Here is a 15,133-nt window from a genome sequence, read left to right as displayed (position 1 = left end):
TCACCGCACCGGACAGATGCAGCGCTTGGTGGATACGGCTACAGGGGAAGGTCACTCTCACATGCACGCAGCCGGGGGATCCGTGATCGCCGGTCACCGGGTGTCGGCGATTCTCGGCCAGGGCGGGATGGGCACCGTGTATGCCGCGCAGCACCCCCGTCTGCCGCGGATGGTGGCGCTCAAGGTGCTCAACGTGCCCGTGTCGGCGGACCCGTCCTTCCGGCTCCGGTTTCAGCGCGAAGGCCAGCTGGCCGCGTCGCTGGAGCACCCGCACATCGTGCCGATCTACGACTGCGGCGAGGATCACGGCCAACTGTGGCTGAGCATGCGTCTGGTGCGCGGCACCACCGCCGCCGCGCAGGTGGCCATCTCGCCGCAAGGTATGCCGATCGAACCTGCGCTCGACATCCTGCGGGCCGTCGCGTCGGCGCTCGATTTCGCCAACCGGCGCGGGGTGGTGCACCGGGACGTGAAACCGGCCAACATCCTCATCGACACGGAGACCAGCCAGGTGTTGCTGTCGGACTTCGGGATCGCCCGCCAGATGGCAGGCGATGACGGCCTCACCGCTGCCGGCAGCTTCATCGGCACCTTCGATTACAGCTCGCCCGAACAGATCTCCGACGACGACCTCGACGGCCGCAGCGACCAGTACGCACTCGCCTGCACCGCGGTGCAACTGCTCACCGGCTGCAAACCGTTCACCGGTCCCACCGCCGCGTCGATCATCAAGCGGCACCTCGTCGATCCCCCGCCGTCGATCGCCGCGATGCGGCTGGGTCTGCCCGCCGGCGTCGACGCCGTGTTCCACCGGGCGCTGGCCAAGCGGCCCGCCGACCGCTATCCCTCGTGCACGGAGTTCGTGGCGGACCTCACCGCGGCGCTGCGCACGCCCGTCGGCACCCCGACCCCGACCGAAGCCCCCACGCAGTTGATCAGTACCGGCGACACCACCCGGGTCGCCACCTCACTGAACTACGAGTTCGTCGGCGAGGCACAGGATTTCACCTACACCGTCGCCGAGGTGACCCATACCGTGACGCTACGGCGTATCCGCGCCACCCGCGACCTGCCCCAGCATCGTGTCACGGTCGGTGATCAAGGCGGATGGATCGAGTCACCTGCCAACCTCGCCGACCAGGCCTGGGTGGGCGAGGAGGCGTGGGTGGTGGGTTCGGCCCGGGTCCGGGAGAACGCGGCGGTGCGCGACAACGCGTTCGTCGGCGACCACGCCGACATCTCCGGAACCGCCCGCGTCGACGGCAATGCGTCGGTGTTCGGTGAGGCCCGTGTCCTGGGTCAGTCCCACATCTCCGACAACACCGAGATCAACGCCAACGCGATGGTCTCCGGCGGCGCCTGGGTGCAGGAGGACGCCGTGATCACCGGATCGGCGAGCGCGGGCGACCACGCCCGGGTCTCGGGCAACGCCCGCGTCAGCGATGAGGCCCGAATCCGTGACTACGCCACCGTCACCGAACAGTGCCAGATCTCCGGCCAGGCACGCGTCGACGGCCACGCGCGCATCTCCGGGTCGGTGACCGTCACCGGCAAGGCCACCATCAGTGACCGCGCCCGCGTCTACGGTCAGGCCCGGATCACCGACAACGCCGTCGTCGCCGACGACGCGTCGGTCTCCGGTGACGCCGTCATCGGCGGGCGCGCGCAGGTGCTCGAGCAGGACGTGATCAGCACCGGCACCCGGGGCTGATTGAATGGCCCGGTGATCCCGCTCTTCTTCGACTGCGACACCGGTATCGACGATTCGCTCGCACTGCTCTATCTCCTGGGCCGCGAGACATCCGGCCCCGACGTCACCCTCGTCGGGGTGGCGAGCACCGCCGGGAACGTGCCCGTCGACGTGGTGACCACGAACAACCTGGCGTGGCTGGAACTGTGCGGGCGGACCGACATCCCCGTGCACCGGGGCGCACCCACCCCGCTGGCCGACGACCTGCGCACCACCGAGGACACCCACGGCCCGCTCGGCGTCGGCTACGCCGAACTACCCGCTCCGACCACCGCCGCGCACCGGCTCGACGCCGCCGACGCCTGGATCGACGCCTCCCGGCGGTTCCCCGGGTCACTGGTGGGTCTGGTGACCGGTCCGCTGACCTCGCTGGCGACGGCCATCCGCCGGGATCCGGAGCTGCCCGGACGCCTGGGCCGGCTGGTGATCATGGGTGGGGCGTTCCACACGCACGGCAACACCACCCCGGTGTCCGAATGGAATGTGAGCGTCGATCCCGAGGCGGCGGCGGAGGTGTTCGCGGCGTTCTCGGCGCCGGGAACGGCCGACCCGATCGTGTGCGCACTCGACATCACCGAATCGATCGCGCTCACCCCGGCGCACGTGTTCGCCCTGGCCCAGGCAGCCGGCAGCACCCCGGCCGAACTCCCGGCCGTGACCGACCCCCGGGGCGTACGGTCGCGCTCGGACAATCCGGTGATCCGGTACGTGGTGGATGCCCTGCGGTTCTACTTCGAGTTCCACCACGACCACGACGAGGGCTACATCGCGCACCTGCACGACCCGTTCGCCGCGATGGTCGCCCTGTCGCCCGAAGTGGTCGGCACGATCCCGGCGCGGGTGGCCGTCGAACTCGAGGGCACCCTGACCCGCGGCATGACGGTGGCCGACGAACGGTCGATGTGGCCGGGTGGACCGAATGCCCGCATCGCTGTGAGCACCGACGTCGAGGTGGTGTTCGCCGAACTGATCGCCGTGATCGGTGGCTATGCGCGGGATGTGCACGCGGCCGGACACACCCCGGCACACCAACCGGCCCCGGAGCATGGCTAGGCTAACCTCTGTGCCGGACCGTTCGATTCTGATCGACCTCTCCCCGTTGCGCGAGAGCGCACCGTTCCGCCGGATCTTCACCGCCCGGCTGATCTCCCTTGTCGGGATCGGGATGCTGATGGTGTCGGTGCCGATCCAGATGTACGACCTGACGACGTCGTCGGCGCATGTGGGTGGGGCGACGGCCGTCACCGGTATCAGCACCTTCGTCGGCATGCTCATCGGCGGGGCGCTCGCCGACAAGTACGACCGCCGGATCATGATCCTGATCGGACGCACGGGCGCGATGCTCGCCTTCGCGGGCCTGGCGGCCAACGCGTTCGGAGTGTTCGGCGGTGATCCCCTGTTCACGATGGTGTACGTGTTCGCCGCCGCGGACGGCCTCATCGGTGCCCTGTCGATCGCCGCGCTGATGGCGTCGCTGCCGACGCTGCTGCCGAAGGAGAAGATGGTCGCGGTCGGCGCGCTCAACTCGATCTCGGTCCGCATCGGCACCGCGGTCTCCCCCGGCATCGCCGGCCTGGTCATCTATGCGGTCGGCGTGAGCTGGACCTACACGGCCGCGACCGTACTGTCGGCGATCACCGTGCTGCTGCTGACCGGGCTCCCCTCGATGCCGCCGTCGCCCCATGCTGCGCCCGGAGGGCCACACGGTGAGGACTCCGCCGACGGACCGTCCACACAGTCGATCGGGGTGTTCCTGCGCACCCAGCGGGTGGTCGGCGGTGTGATGGCCGTCGGGGTGCTGTCGATGCTCGGCGCCGGTGTCATCGCACTGGTCCCGGCGCTGGCCGACGAACGGTTCTCCGGCGACGAGCGGGCGATCGGCTTCGCCTACGCGGCGATGGCGGTGGGTGCGTTGCTCGCGGCGGTCACCAGCGGTTGGCTGCCCGGTCTTCGCAGACCCGGCCTGACGCTGCTCGGCGCGCTGGTCGCGGTGTTCTGCCTGCACATCCTGTTCGGCCTGACCTCGCTGCTGGTGGTGGCGCTGGTCATCCTGGTGGTGGGCGGGTACGGCGACACCGTGCAGGAGATCCTGCGGTTCTCGCTGATCCAGCACCACACTCCCGGCCCGATCCTCGGCCGGATCACCGGCCTTTGGACCGCGCAGGAGGTCGGCGGTATCACCGTCGGCTCACTGGTCGCGGGTGTGTACGGCACCATCTGGTCGGCGTCGGACGCCATCGTCTACTACGGCCTGACGATGCTCGTACTCGCGGTCATCGCGATGACGCTGCTCGGTTCGCTGCGCCGGGTCGAGGCGCTGCACAGCGCCCCTGAGCCGGTCGACGGCACCGGCCACTGACGACCGGCGCCGCACGACAGCGTCAGTTCTGGGCGAGCAGTTCCCGCAGCTGCTTGCGGCTGACCTTGCCCACCCCGGTCTCGGGGAACCCGTCGATGACCTTGACCACGTCGGGCAGCTTCCATTCGGCCAGACCCGCCTCGCGGACGAACTTGCGCAGCACCGGCAGGGTCGGCGGCTGCTCCGGGTCTGCGGGGATCACGTAGGCGCAGGTGCGTTCGCCGAGGAACTTGTCGGCCACCGCCACGACGATCGCGTCGCGGACCAGCGGATGTGCCAGCAACTCCTCCTCGAGCTGTTCGGCGGAGACCTTCTCGCCGCCCCTGTTGATCCGGTCACCGCCGCGGCCACGGACCAGCATGTTGCCCTCGGGGGTCAGTTCCACCACGTCGCCGGTGCGGTACCAGCCGTCGGGTGCGAACGATTCGGGGCTGCGGTCGGCCCAGTAGGCGCGGATCGTGTACGGACCCTGGGTTTCGAGGAAGCCGGGACCGTCCGTGACGATCTCGCCGTCCTCGGTGACCAGGCGCAGTTCGTCGGCGTCGGACATCGGGCGGCCCTGCGTGGAGGTGACCACATCTTCGGGGTCGTCCAGGCGGGTGTAACAGACCAGGCCCTCGGCCATACCGAACACCTGCTGCAGTGTCACCCCGAGCGCCGGGCCGATGCGCCGGGCCAGTTCGTCGGGGCAGCGCGCCCCGCCGACCAGCACGGTCCGCAATGTCGACAGGTCGAAGTCGGTGCCCGCCTCGGCGGTTTCGGTCCACAGCCGGGCCAGCGGCGGCACCAGGCCGGTCATCGTGACCCCTGCGCGCTGCACCATCTCCCAGGCCACCGACGGGGCCGGTGATTCGGTGAGCGCCACGGTTCCGCCCGCGTACAGGGCGCCGAGGATGCCGGGTGAGCTCATCGGGAAGTTGTGCGCCACCGGCAACGTGGCCAGGTACACGGTGTCCGCGGTGACCCCGCAGACCTCGTTGCTGCGGATCACGCTGTACAGGTAGTCGTCGTGGGTGCGCGGGATCAGCTTCGGGATGCCGGTGCTGCCGCCCGAGAGCTGCAGAAACGCCATCTCCGACGGATCGGACCGCGCGTGCTCGATCGGGTCTGCGGAGACCGACGCCAGATCGTCGACGTCGATGAGGTGCCGCACCGACGGCACCTGCGCGGCCACCGACTCGGCGAGCGCGCGATGGTCGACGGCCCCGATACGACGCGGGGACACGATGGCGACGGCATCCGCCGCGCCCGCGATGCCCACCAGCTCGTTCTCGCGGTGTGCCGGCAGCCCGAACACCGGCAGCGCTCCCATCCGGAACAGGGCGAACACCACGATCACGTATTCGGCCTGGTTGGGGATCTGCAGCAGCACCCGGTCGTCACGGCCGACGCCCAGTGCCACCAGGCCGGCGGCGAGCCTGCCGACGTGCTCGTCGAGTTCGGCGTAGGTGAGGCTCGTGGTGGCATCGACCACCGCGGTGCGCGTGGCGACCTGCGGGTCTGCCGCCCGTTGTCGCAGCACGTCGTCGAATGTTTCGCCACGCCACAGTCCTTGGGCGCGATAACGGTCGATGAGCTCCTGGGGCCACGGTGCAACCTTCACTTGGGTGAGGCTACCCTCACTATGTGGCCATTCCGAAGATCCCCCCTTATCCGGTCCCCACCGGTCCGTACCCCACGAACGTGAACTGGACCATCGACGTCAACCGGGTCGCCCTGCTGGTGCACGACATGCAGCGCTACTTCCTCGACGCCTACGACGTGACGGCCGACCCGATGGCCACCGCGCTGCCCAACATGGTCGCGATCCGGGAGGCGTGCGAGACGGCCTCGGTACCGGTCGTGTTCACCGCCCAGCCCGGCGATCAGCATCCCTCGCGCCGCGGGATCCTCGCCGACTTCTGGGGCAAGGGCCTGTCCTCGGGACGCGACGAGGAGATCGTCGACGAACTCGCCGTCCGCGACCACAACATCTTGGTCACCAAGTGGCGGTACTCGAGCTTCCAGCGCACCGACATGCGGCATCTGCTGGCCCATCACGGCCGTGACCAGCTGATCGTCGTCGGCGTGTACGCGCACATGGGCTGCATGATCTCGGCCACCGAGGCGTTCATGGGCGACGTGGAGCCGTTCTTCGTCTACGACGCGCTCGGCGATTTCTCGGCCGAGGAGCACGAGATGGCCGCCACCTACATCGCCAAGCGAGCGGGCCGGGTGCTCTCGACGGCCGAGGCGCTCTCCTCGCTGGTGCCGTCGGCGCGGGCCGCCGCGCAGTGACCGGATCGGTGCCGGCGGGCGCTGTGGTACCGGGCGTCACGGGGCGTCATGTCCTGGTGACCGGTGCCGCCGGCGGCATCGGCAGCGCCGTCGTGGCCGCCCTGACCGTTTCGGGCGCACGCGTCAGTGCCTGGGATCAGGCGGCCTCCGGCAGCGTGCGCGCGGTGGATGTGCGCGACCCGGGCGGTGTACGCGAGGCCTGGCGGGCCACCGAGTCCGCCGACGGTCCGATCGAACTGCTCGTGCACGCGGCCGGGGTGATGAGCGACGACTGGGATCTGTGCATGGCGGTCAACGCGGGCGGGGTGCGCAATACCCTCGATGTCGCGACCGAGGCGATGATCGCCCACAGCGTCGCGGGCTCGATCGTGGTGCTCTCCAGCAACGCCGCGCCGATCCCGCGCACAGCGATGGCTGAGTACGCCGCTTCCAAGGCCGCGGCCACCTCGTACGCGCGCAGCGTCGGACTCGCCGTGGCCGGTCACGGGATCCGGGTCAACGTGGTGTCCCCCGGCTCGACGATGACGCCGATGCTCACCGGCATGTGGACCTCGGACGCCGATCGCGAACGGGTCCTGGCCGGAACGCCGGACCAGTTCCGCATCGGAATCCCGTTGGGCCGCATAGCCGAACCCGGCGATATCGCGTCGACGATCGTCTTCCTGCTCTCGGATGCGGCCCGGCACATCACCATCCACGACCTACGGGTCGACGGCGGGGCCACCCTCGACATGTGACGCGGGGCGGCCGCCGCCCGGTTCAGCTGCCGTCGAAGGCCGCGACCAGCTTCTGCGCGCCTAGCGCCGGCGTCAATTCGCCTGTGCCGACGAACTTCTCTACCTCGTTGCGGATATCGGTGACCCGCTCGTTGGAGGCCAGCCGGGACAATACGGTGTCCTGCACCATCGCCCACATCCAGTCGATCTGCTGACGGGTGCGGCGGCGGTCGAACTCCCCCGCCTCCCGCAGTACCCGATTGTGGTCGAGCACCGCGTTCCAGAACCCGTCGACACCGGTGTTCTCGATGGCGCTCATCGTGAGCACCGGCGGTGTCCACAGCGCATCGTGCGGGTAGATCAGGCCGAGCGCGCCTTTCAGTTCACGCGCGGCGCCCTTCGCCTCGATCTGGTGTTTGCCGTCGGCCTTGTTCACCACGATCACGTCGGCGAGTTCCAGCACACCCTTCTTGATGCCCTGCAGTGAGTCACCGGTGCGGGCCAGCGTCAGGAAGGTGAAGGTGTCGACCATGCGGGCCACCTCCACCTCGGACTGACCCACGCCCACAGTCTCCACCAGCACCACATCGAATCCCGCGGCCTCGACCAGCACGATGGTCTCTCGGGTTGCCTTGGTGACCCCACCGAGCGTGCCCGAGGTAGGCGACGGCCGCACGTACGCGTTCTGTTCCGCCGACAACCGGCCCATGCGGGTCTTGTCGCCGAGGATCGAACCACCGGTACGCGTCGACGACGGGTCGACGGCCAGGACCGCCACCTTGTGCCCCTGCTCGATCAGGTGCATCCCGAGGGTCTCGATAGTGGTCGATTTACCGACGCCCGGTACGCCGGTGATGCCGACACGGAACGACTTTCCGGCATGCGGGGTCAGCCCCAGCAGCATCTCCTGCGCTGCCTCGCGGTGATCGGGCCGTGTCGACTCGACGAGGGTGATCGCCCGGGCCAGATCGGCCCGGCGATCGGCGAGCACCCCCTCGGTCAACGCTGCGACGTCAATCGGGCGGCGTGCCATCAGCTCTCGTCAGCCCCCGACGCACCCGAACCCGCGGCGGCGGCCAGTTCGAGGTCGAGACTGTCGGCGAGCTTGCCGATCAGTTCGACCGCCGAGTCGGCGATCACCGTACCGGGCGGGAAGATCGCCGCCGCACCCGCCTCGTACAGCTCGTCGAAGTCACCCGGCGGGATGACGCCACCGACGACGATCATGATGTCGGGACGCCCCACCTCGGCGAGGGCTTCCCGCAGCGCCGGCACCAGGGTGAGGTGTCCGGCGGCCAACGACGACACGCCTACCACGTGTACGTCGTTGTCGGCGGCCTGCCGGGCCACCTCTTCCGGGGTCGCGAACAGGGGGCCCACGTCGACGTCGAACCCGAGGTCGGCGAAGGCCGTCGCGATCACCTTCTGGCCCCGGTCGTGGCCGTCCTGTCCCATCTTGGCGACCAGCACACGCGGACGACGGCCTTCGGCGTCAGCGAACCGGTTGACGATGTCGATCGCCGCGTCGATGTTGCTCACCTGACCTGCCTCATGCCGGTACACCCCGCTGATCGTCTTGATCTCGGCCTGGTGGCGGCCGTACACCTTCTCCAGCGCCTCGGAGATCTCCCCGACCGTCGCGCTGTGCCGGGCCGCCTCGATGGCCAGCGCCATCAGGTTGTTCTCCATGCCGCCGTCCGACGACCCGGCGGCGCGGGTCAGGTCGGCCAGCGCCGCCTGCACCGCGGTCTCGTCACGCTCGGCGCGCAGCCGCTCCAGCTTCTCGAGCTGTTCGGCCCGCACCTTGGAGTTCTCGACCTTGAGGACCTCGATCTCCTCGTCCTCGTCGACCTGGTACTTGTTGACGCCCACCAGCGGTTGCTGGCCGGAGTCGATACGCGCCTGCGTGCGGGCGGCCGATTCCTCGATGCGCAGCTTGGGCAGGCCCTCGTTGATGGCCTGCGTCATACCGCCGGCGGCCTCGACCTCGGCGATGTGGGCGCGGGCCTTCTGAGCGAGCTGATGGGTCAGCCACTCGACGTAGTTGGAACCGGCCCACGGGTCGATGGACTGGGTGGTGCCCGACTCCTGCTGCAGCAGCAGCTGGGTGTTGCGGGCGATGCGCGCGGAGAAATCGGTCGGCAGGGCGATGGCCTCGTCGAGCGCGTTGGTGTGCAGCGACTGCGTGTGCCCCTGGGTGGCGGCCATCGCCTCCACACAGGTGCGGGCCACGTTGTTGAACACGTCCTGCGCGGTCAGTGACCAGCCCGAGGTCTGCGAATGGGTACGCAGCGACAGCGACTTGGCCGACTTCGGATTGAACTCGGCGACCAGCTCACTCCACAGCAGACGCGCGGCACGGAGCTTGGCGACCTCCATGAAGAAGTTCATGCCGATGCCCCAGAAGAACGACAGGCGCGGCGCGAACTTGTCGATGTCCAGGCCGGCGTCGAGGCCGGCGCGGATGTACTCGACGCCGTCGGCGAGGGTGTACGCCAGTTCCAGGTCGGCGGTGGCCCCGGCTTCCTGGATGTGATAGCCCGAGATCGAGATCGAGTTGAACTTGGGCATCTTGATCGATGTGTACTCGAAGATGTTCGAGATGATCCGCATCGACGGCTTCGGCGGATAGATGTAGGTGTTGCGGACCATGAACTCTTTGAGGATGTCGTTCTGGATGGTCCCGGCCAGCTTCTCCGGCGGCACACCCTGCTCCTCGGCGGCCACCACGTACAGCGCCAGAATCGGCAGCACCGCACCGTTCATGGTCATCGACACCGACACCGAACCCAGGTCGATACCGGCGAACAACTGCCGCATGTCCAGGATCGAGTCGATGGCCACACCGGCCATGCCGACGTCACCGGCCACCCGCGGATGGTCGGAGTCGTAGCCGCGGTGGGTGGCCAGGTCGAACGCCACCGACAGACCCTTCTGGCCCGAGGCCAGGTTGCGCCGGTAGAAGGCGTTGGACTCGGCGGCGGTGGAGAAGCCCGCGTACTGGCGGATCGTCCACGGCTGGTTGACGTACATCGTCGGGTACGGGCCGCGGATGAACGGTGCCGCACCGGGAATCGAATCCAGCGGATACGGATGCTCGGCGCCGCGGGTCACCGCATCCCGGTCGCCGCGCGTGTAGAGCGGTGCGACGGCGATCTGTTCCGGGGTGTTCCAGGTGATCTGGTCGACGGTGTAGCCGTTGGATTCGGCGAGCTGTTGCACCGCGGCATCGGACTCGTTGTCGGCGGGAGCCGGGGTCGCGTCGCCGTCGAGGGCGACGCCGCTGAAATCCGGGATGGTGTCGGTGACCGGGTCGGTCTGCGTCATGACTGGTCTCCTGTCGAACCGGATGTTGCGTCAAGCTGATCCACCAGGCCGGTCAGGGTGGAGATCGCGTCGATTCCCGCCTTGAGCGAACCGTCGGGGGCGTTGTCCTGGTCGGGCCACTCCGCGAGCGGACCCGCCAGCAGCACGGTGGCGAGCCCCGCCGCGCGGGCGGCGGCGAGTACTGCCGGACCGTCCTCGGTGTAGCGCTTCTTGGTGCCGCAGATGACGCCGATCGAGGTCGGGGTGCTCGCGACGTGAGCGGCCACCTCCTCAGCCGTCACCGGGCCGGGGTTGACGCCGTCGATGCCGCCGGAGGCCAGCAGGTTGGATACGAAGGTGGTGCGGCCGTTGTGTTCGGCGACCGACCCGAGCGGGATCATCAGCACCTGCGGGCGGGCGCCGACCGATTCCAGCCGAGCGTCCGAACGATCCCGCAGGCCCTCGAACGCCCGGCCCACGCGGGCCAGCTTCGGGGTTCCGGTGGCCACGGCGCTGTCGCCGGCGAGGGCACGCTCGATGGGTTTCTCGCCGAGGTTGGGGAACTCGTTGACACCGGTGACCGCGGTCTTGCGGTGTGCCACCGCATCGTCGCGGGCGGCCAGCGCCGCACCCACCCGGTCTGCGATCCAGCCCGCGTCGAGCGCGGCCCGGTAGCCGCCGAGGCCTTCGATCTCGGTGAAGATGTTCCACGCCGACGCCGCGAGGTCGTCGGTGAGCGATTCGACGAACCACGATCCGCCGGCCGGGTCGATGACGCGGCCGATGTTGGATTCCTCCAGCAGCAGCAGCTGGGTGTTGCGGGCGACACGGCGGGAGAACTGGGCACCCGAGGTGCGCAGGTCGGCCGGGATCGCGGCGTCGAAGCCGAGGACGGTGACCTGGTCGGCGCCGCCCACACCGGCGCCGAACGCGGCGATGGTGGTGCGCAGCATGTTCACCCACGGATCGCGCTGGGACAGCATCGACAGGTCGGTGACGCCGTGAGTGATCGCGGCACCCGCCTCACGTTCACCCACCACGTCGGCCACCCGCGCCCACATCTTGCGCAGCGCCCGGAACTTGGCGATGGTGGCGAACTGGTTGTCGTCGGCCGACACGGCGAACGTCAACTGTGCCAGTGCCTTCGAGGCCGAGATTCCGGCGGCGGTGAGATCGCGCAGGTGTCCCAGCGCCGCGGCGACGGTCAGCGCCAGTTGCAGGCTGTCGTCGGCGCCGGCGGTGGCGAAGTCGGCCCCGTCGACGCGGAAGGCGCGGATCGCCTGACCCGACTCGACGAGTTCGGCGGCGAGCCCGGTGGCCTCGGCCGCGGTGATGGTCGGCCGCCCGGAGAAGGTCGCCGTCAGCGGGGACAGACCGAGCGATCCGGTGGTGGCCGCGGTCGGCCGGGCGGCGACCGGGGCCTCCTGCGCGGTGCGACGCAACTCCAGGTACGCCCGCGAGGCGGCGACCGCGTCGGCGCCGGCGTCGAGGGTGACCGGGATCAGGTCGAGGTACACGCCGGTGAGGATCTCGGCGAGGTCCGAGGCCGCCACACCGTCGCCTACGGCCAGCCACAGACCGCTCGCGCCGTTGACGAAGGCGTCGAGGATCGCCTCGTTGACCTCTGCGGCGGAACGGGTTTCGCCGTCGCCGAAGCGCTCGGTGACCCGCCAGCCGACGTTCACGTCGCGGTGCGGGTCGGCACCCCGGACGAACGGGTACTCGCCGGGCAGTCCGGGCTCGGCCGTCTCGTCCTTCCGCGTGTACAGAGGACGGATCGTCAGCCCGTCGGCGGTGGTCGTCGCGAGCAACGACTCCGCATCTCCCGGAAGTTCGTCGACCTCGACACGACGCGACTTGGCCAGGACGGCAGCCGCGGACGAGGACCACTTCCGGTACGCCTCGTCGAGGGAATCTGTGAGCTGTGACATGTGGGGCAGGACACCTCCGTGGACCACTGTGTGTACGCGTACATGACCTTAGCCGATCGCTCGCTCGGTGTTTCGTTTGTGGTCGGATCTGCGCGGCGATGTGGTGCGGGCCACGCAGTAGTGTGGCCGGGTGCGACAAACCGACCCGCGAGCGATCCGGACCGCCGTCATCGGCGGCGTGGGAGCGTTGGCGGTCATCGCGTGCGCGTACCTGATTCCGCTGCCGCCGATCGGCAGCGTCCGCGACTGGGGCGACGGGCTGGGCCCCTGGTTTCCGTGGCTGTTCTTCACCGCTTCGGCGATCGTCACGATCGCGCCGATCCCGCGGTCGACCTTCACCGTCATGTCGGGGGTGTTCTTCGGCCCGATCGTCGGATTCACCGGCGCGATGATCGCGTCCACCGCCGCGGCGGTCATCGCGTTCCTGCTCGTCCGGCGAGTGGGCCGCGAACGGGTCCGCCCCTACCTGCGCAAGCCGATCGTGCGGACCATCGAGTACCGGCTGGAGCAGCGGGGCTGGCTGGCGATCGGGTCGCTGCGGCTCATCGCGGCCTGCCCGTTCTCGGTCACCAACTATTGCGCCGGACTGTCGTCGGTCGGGACGTTCCCCTACGTGGCGGCCACGATCATCGGGATGGCGCCGGGGACCGCCGCGGTGGTGTTTCTCGGCGATGCGCTCACCGGCGAACGCGACCCGCTGCTGTTGGTGCTGACGGTCGTCTTCTTTGCCACCGGGATCGCCGGGCTGCTACTGGATTCGATGATGCCGGTCAGTTCACCGGCGACGTCCGCACCCTCGGCGAAGCCCACTCACCCGGACTCCACCCCCACCGATCCTGCGCCTACCACCGGGAACTGACGCGGAAGCCCCGCCGTCCGCACATCACCAGCGCGGCGCACCCGGCTGGCCGGGTTGCGGACCGGGACCAGGCTGTCCCGGACCCTGCTGCGGGTACGCCGGCCGCGGCGGCGCCTGGAACGGCGGCTGCTGTTGTGGGGTCTGCTGGTGTGCGGGCGACTGCTGGGACGGAGACTGTTGCGGACCGCCCTGCTGCACGTTCCATGCCTGCGGCGGCCGGTGCGCGGGTGCGGGCTCCTGCGTCGGCGGGACCTGATGCTGGACGGTCTGTCCCGGTTCCGTGCTCTCCTGCGGCTGTTCGGGAGGCAACTGGGTTTGTGCGGGTGCGGCCGCGACGGGACGCCGTTCCCGGCCGCCGGAACGCCGTTCGGGCTGCGGCTCTTCGACCGGGGTCCGGGCCACCGCCTCGGCCTCGGCGACGGCGGCCGCGACCTCGGGGTCGCGGGAGAGGCTGAACCACTCGTCGATCTCGGATTCGTCGACGTCGGCGACCGGTTCGTCGTTGGTGCGGTAGCGGAATACGCCGTCGTCGCCCTTCTCGGCGAACGAGCGCGCGAAACCCTGCAGCGCCGAGCCGAAGTCGGACGGCACCACCCACACCTTGCTGCTCTCCCCCTTGGCCATCTCCGGCAGCTGCCGCAGGTATTCGTACGCGAGTACCTCCGGGGTGGGCTTGCCGGTGCGGATCGCGGCGAACGTCTTCTCGATGGCCTTCGCCTCGCCCTGCGCCTTCAGGTATGAAGCGGCGCGGTCACCCTGGGCCCGCAGGATGCGGGACTGCCGGTCGGCCTCGGCCTCGAGGATCGCGGCCTGCTTGGCGCCTTCGGCCGCGAGGATCTGGCTCTGCTTGTTGCCCTCGGCGGTCTTGATCGCCGACTCTCGCTGACCCTCGGCCCACAGGATGGTGGCCCGCTTCTCCCGGTCGGCCTTCATCTGCTTTTCCATCGATTCCTGGATCGACGGGGGCGGCATGATGGACTTGAGTTCGACCCGGGCCACCCGCAGGCCCCACCGGCCGGTCGCCTCGTCGAGCACTCCGCGCAGCTGCCCGTTAATGGAGTCGCGGGAGGTGAGGGTCTCTTCGAGGGTCATGCCGCCGACCACGTTGCGCAGCGTGGTGGTGGCGAGCTGCTCGACACCGATGATGTAGTCGTTGATCTCATAGACGGCCGCACGCGGATCGGTGACCTGGAAGTAGACGACGGTGTCGATGGACAGGGTCAGGTTGTCCTCGGTGATCACCGGCTGCGGCGGGAACGAGACCACCCGTTCGCGGATGTCGACCCGGGCGCGGACGGTGTCGATGAACGGCACCAGCATCGTGAGCTGCCCGGACACGGTGCGGGTGTAGCGTCCGAGCCGCTCGATGACCGCGGCCTCGGCCTGCGGGATCAACGCGACCGACTTGGCCAGCACGGTGGCCACGAGCAGTACCAGCAACCCCAGGACAATGAGTCCGATTTCCATCTCTCGTTCATCCCTTCCACACGATTGCGGTGGCACCGTCGATGCGCACCACGGTGACCTGTTCACCGGGCTGGATCCGGGCACCGGGTTCCAGCGCCCGGGCCGACCAGATCTCACCGCTCAGCTTCACCCGGCCGTCCTGCTCGTCCACCGCCTCGGTGACGACGGCGCTCCTGCCCTCCAGTGCCTCGGTATTACTCAGATAGCGCGGCCTGCTGAGCAGGTGCCTTTTGGCCACCGGCCGCACGACCAGCAGCAACAAGAGTGAGACCACGGCAAACACGACACCATCAACCCAGATCGGGGTGTCGAATACCGCGTCGACACCTGCCGTCGCCAATGCCCCACCGGCCAGCATGAGCAGCACGAGATCACCGATCATCAACTCGGCGGTGGCCAACAACACCGCAGCCCCCAGCCACAGCAGTGCGCTCATGGGACCAGTGTGCCAGATCACAAACTCGCGTG

General features: G+C 69.2%; 12 protein-coding genes. 6 read left to right on the top strand and 6 right to left on the bottom strand.

The features are described from left to right. Nucleotides 1–61 precede the first annotated feature (61 nt). The 3 genes from GOAMR_RS01380 to entS are packed head-to-tail and all read left to right on the top strand — an operon-like array spanning nucleotide 62 to nucleotide 4,109. Complete coding sequence (locus GOAMR_RS01380; RefSeq protein WP_005181696.1) at nucleotides 62–1,711, top strand: protein kinase domain-containing protein; 1,650 nt, start codon at nucleotides 62–64, stop codon at nucleotides 1,709–1,711. 12 nt (nucleotides 1,712–1,723) lie between these two features. Next, entirely contained in the window at nucleotides 1,724–2,803 is a 1,080-nt protein-coding gene (locus tag GOAMR_RS01375) for a nucleoside hydrolase (RefSeq protein ID WP_005181694.1), read from the top strand. A gap of 10 nt (nucleotides 2,804–2,813) precedes the next feature. Beyond that, nucleotides 2,814–4,109: an enterobactin transporter EntS gene (entS, locus tag GOAMR_RS01370; RefSeq protein WP_005181691.1), complete on the top strand. Its 1,296-nt coding sequence runs from the start codon at nucleotides 2,814–2,816 to the stop codon at nucleotides 4,107–4,109. 22 nt (nucleotides 4,110–4,131) lie between these two features. Here the strand turns inward: entS and GOAMR_RS01365 are convergent, their stop codons facing one another. Continuing rightward, the gene (locus GOAMR_RS01365) at nucleotides 4,132–5,712 is read right to left on the bottom strand and encodes a (2,3-dihydroxybenzoyl)adenylate synthase (RefSeq protein WP_005181689.1); all 1,581 of its coding nucleotides are present in this window, start codon (nucleotides 5,710–5,712) and stop codon (nucleotides 4,132–4,134) included. A 23-nt stretch (nucleotides 5,713–5,735) separates the two neighbouring features. Here GOAMR_RS01365 and GOAMR_RS01360 point away from each other — a divergent pair, with 23 nt between their 5' ends. Together GOAMR_RS01360 and GOAMR_RS01355 are read left to right on the top strand one after the other, a co-directional pair. Further along, a complete protein-coding gene (locus tag GOAMR_RS01360) occupies nucleotides 5,736–6,386 on the top strand; it encodes an isochorismatase family protein (protein WP_005181685.1) in 651 nt (216 codons plus the stop codon). Further along, complete coding sequence (locus tag GOAMR_RS01355; protein WP_373278748.1) at nucleotides 6,383–7,123, top strand: SDR family oxidoreductase; 741 nt, start codon at nucleotides 6,383–6,385, stop codon at nucleotides 7,121–7,123. The genes GOAMR_RS01360 and GOAMR_RS01355 overlap by 4 nt, the downstream gene beginning before the upstream one ends. A 22-nt stretch (nucleotides 7,124–7,145) precedes the next feature. Here GOAMR_RS01355 and meaB read toward each other — a convergent pair whose 3' ends face one another. The 3 genes from meaB to GOAMR_RS01340 are packed head-to-tail and all read right to left on the bottom strand — an operon-like array spanning nucleotide 7,146 to nucleotide 12,339. Beyond that, nucleotides 7,146–8,135 (bottom strand): methylmalonyl Co-A mutase-associated GTPase MeaB, encoded by a 990-nt coding sequence (gene meaB / locus GOAMR_RS01350; protein WP_005181680.1) that lies wholly within the window; start codon nucleotides 8,133–8,135, stop codon nucleotides 7,146–7,148. Continuing rightward, nucleotides 8,135–10,429 carry a methylmalonyl-CoA mutase gene (scpA, locus tag GOAMR_RS01345; protein ID WP_005181677.1) on the bottom strand — a complete coding sequence of 765 codons (2,295 nt, stop codon included), beginning with the start codon at nucleotides 10,427–10,429 and terminating at the stop codon, nucleotides 8,135–8,137. The genes meaB and scpA overlap by 1 nt, the downstream gene beginning before the upstream one ends. After that, nucleotides 10,426–12,339: a methylmalonyl-CoA mutase family protein gene (locus GOAMR_RS01340; protein ID WP_005181674.1), complete on the bottom strand. Its 1,914-nt coding sequence runs from the start codon at nucleotides 12,337–12,339 to the stop codon at nucleotides 10,426–10,428. The genes scpA and GOAMR_RS01340 overlap by 4 nt, the downstream gene beginning before the upstream one ends. A 130-nt stretch (nucleotides 12,340–12,469) precedes the next feature. On the opposite strand from GOAMR_RS01340, the gene GOAMR_RS01335 reads away from it, so the two are divergent. Beyond that, on the top strand, nucleotides 12,470–13,198 hold the full coding sequence (locus GOAMR_RS01335; RefSeq protein WP_005181671.1) for a TVP38/TMEM64 family protein: 729 nt from the start codon (nucleotides 12,470–12,472) through the stop codon (nucleotides 13,196–13,198). Between the two features lie 24 nt (nucleotides 13,199–13,222). Here GOAMR_RS01335 and GOAMR_RS01330 read toward each other — a convergent pair whose 3' ends face one another. Both GOAMR_RS01330 and GOAMR_RS01325 read right to left on the bottom strand, forming a co-directional pair. After that, a complete protein-coding gene (locus GOAMR_RS01330; RefSeq protein WP_005181668.1) occupies nucleotides 13,223–14,665 on the bottom strand; it encodes an SPFH domain-containing protein in 1,443 nt (480 codons plus the stop codon). 7 nt (nucleotides 14,666–14,672) lie between these two features. Beyond that, nucleotides 14,673–15,101, bottom strand: coding sequence for an NfeD family protein (locus GOAMR_RS01325; RefSeq protein WP_005181665.1), 429 nt, complete (start codon nucleotides 15,099–15,101; stop codon nucleotides 14,673–14,675). Between the last annotated feature and the right edge of the window lie 32 nt (nucleotides 15,102–15,133).

The organism is Gordonia amarae NBRC 15530 (assembly GCF_000241345.1).
GTDB lineage: Bacteria > Actinomycetota > Actinomycetes > Mycobacteriales > Mycobacteriaceae > Gordonia > Gordonia amarae.
This window is presented reverse-complemented; position numbering and strand designations above follow the sequence as displayed.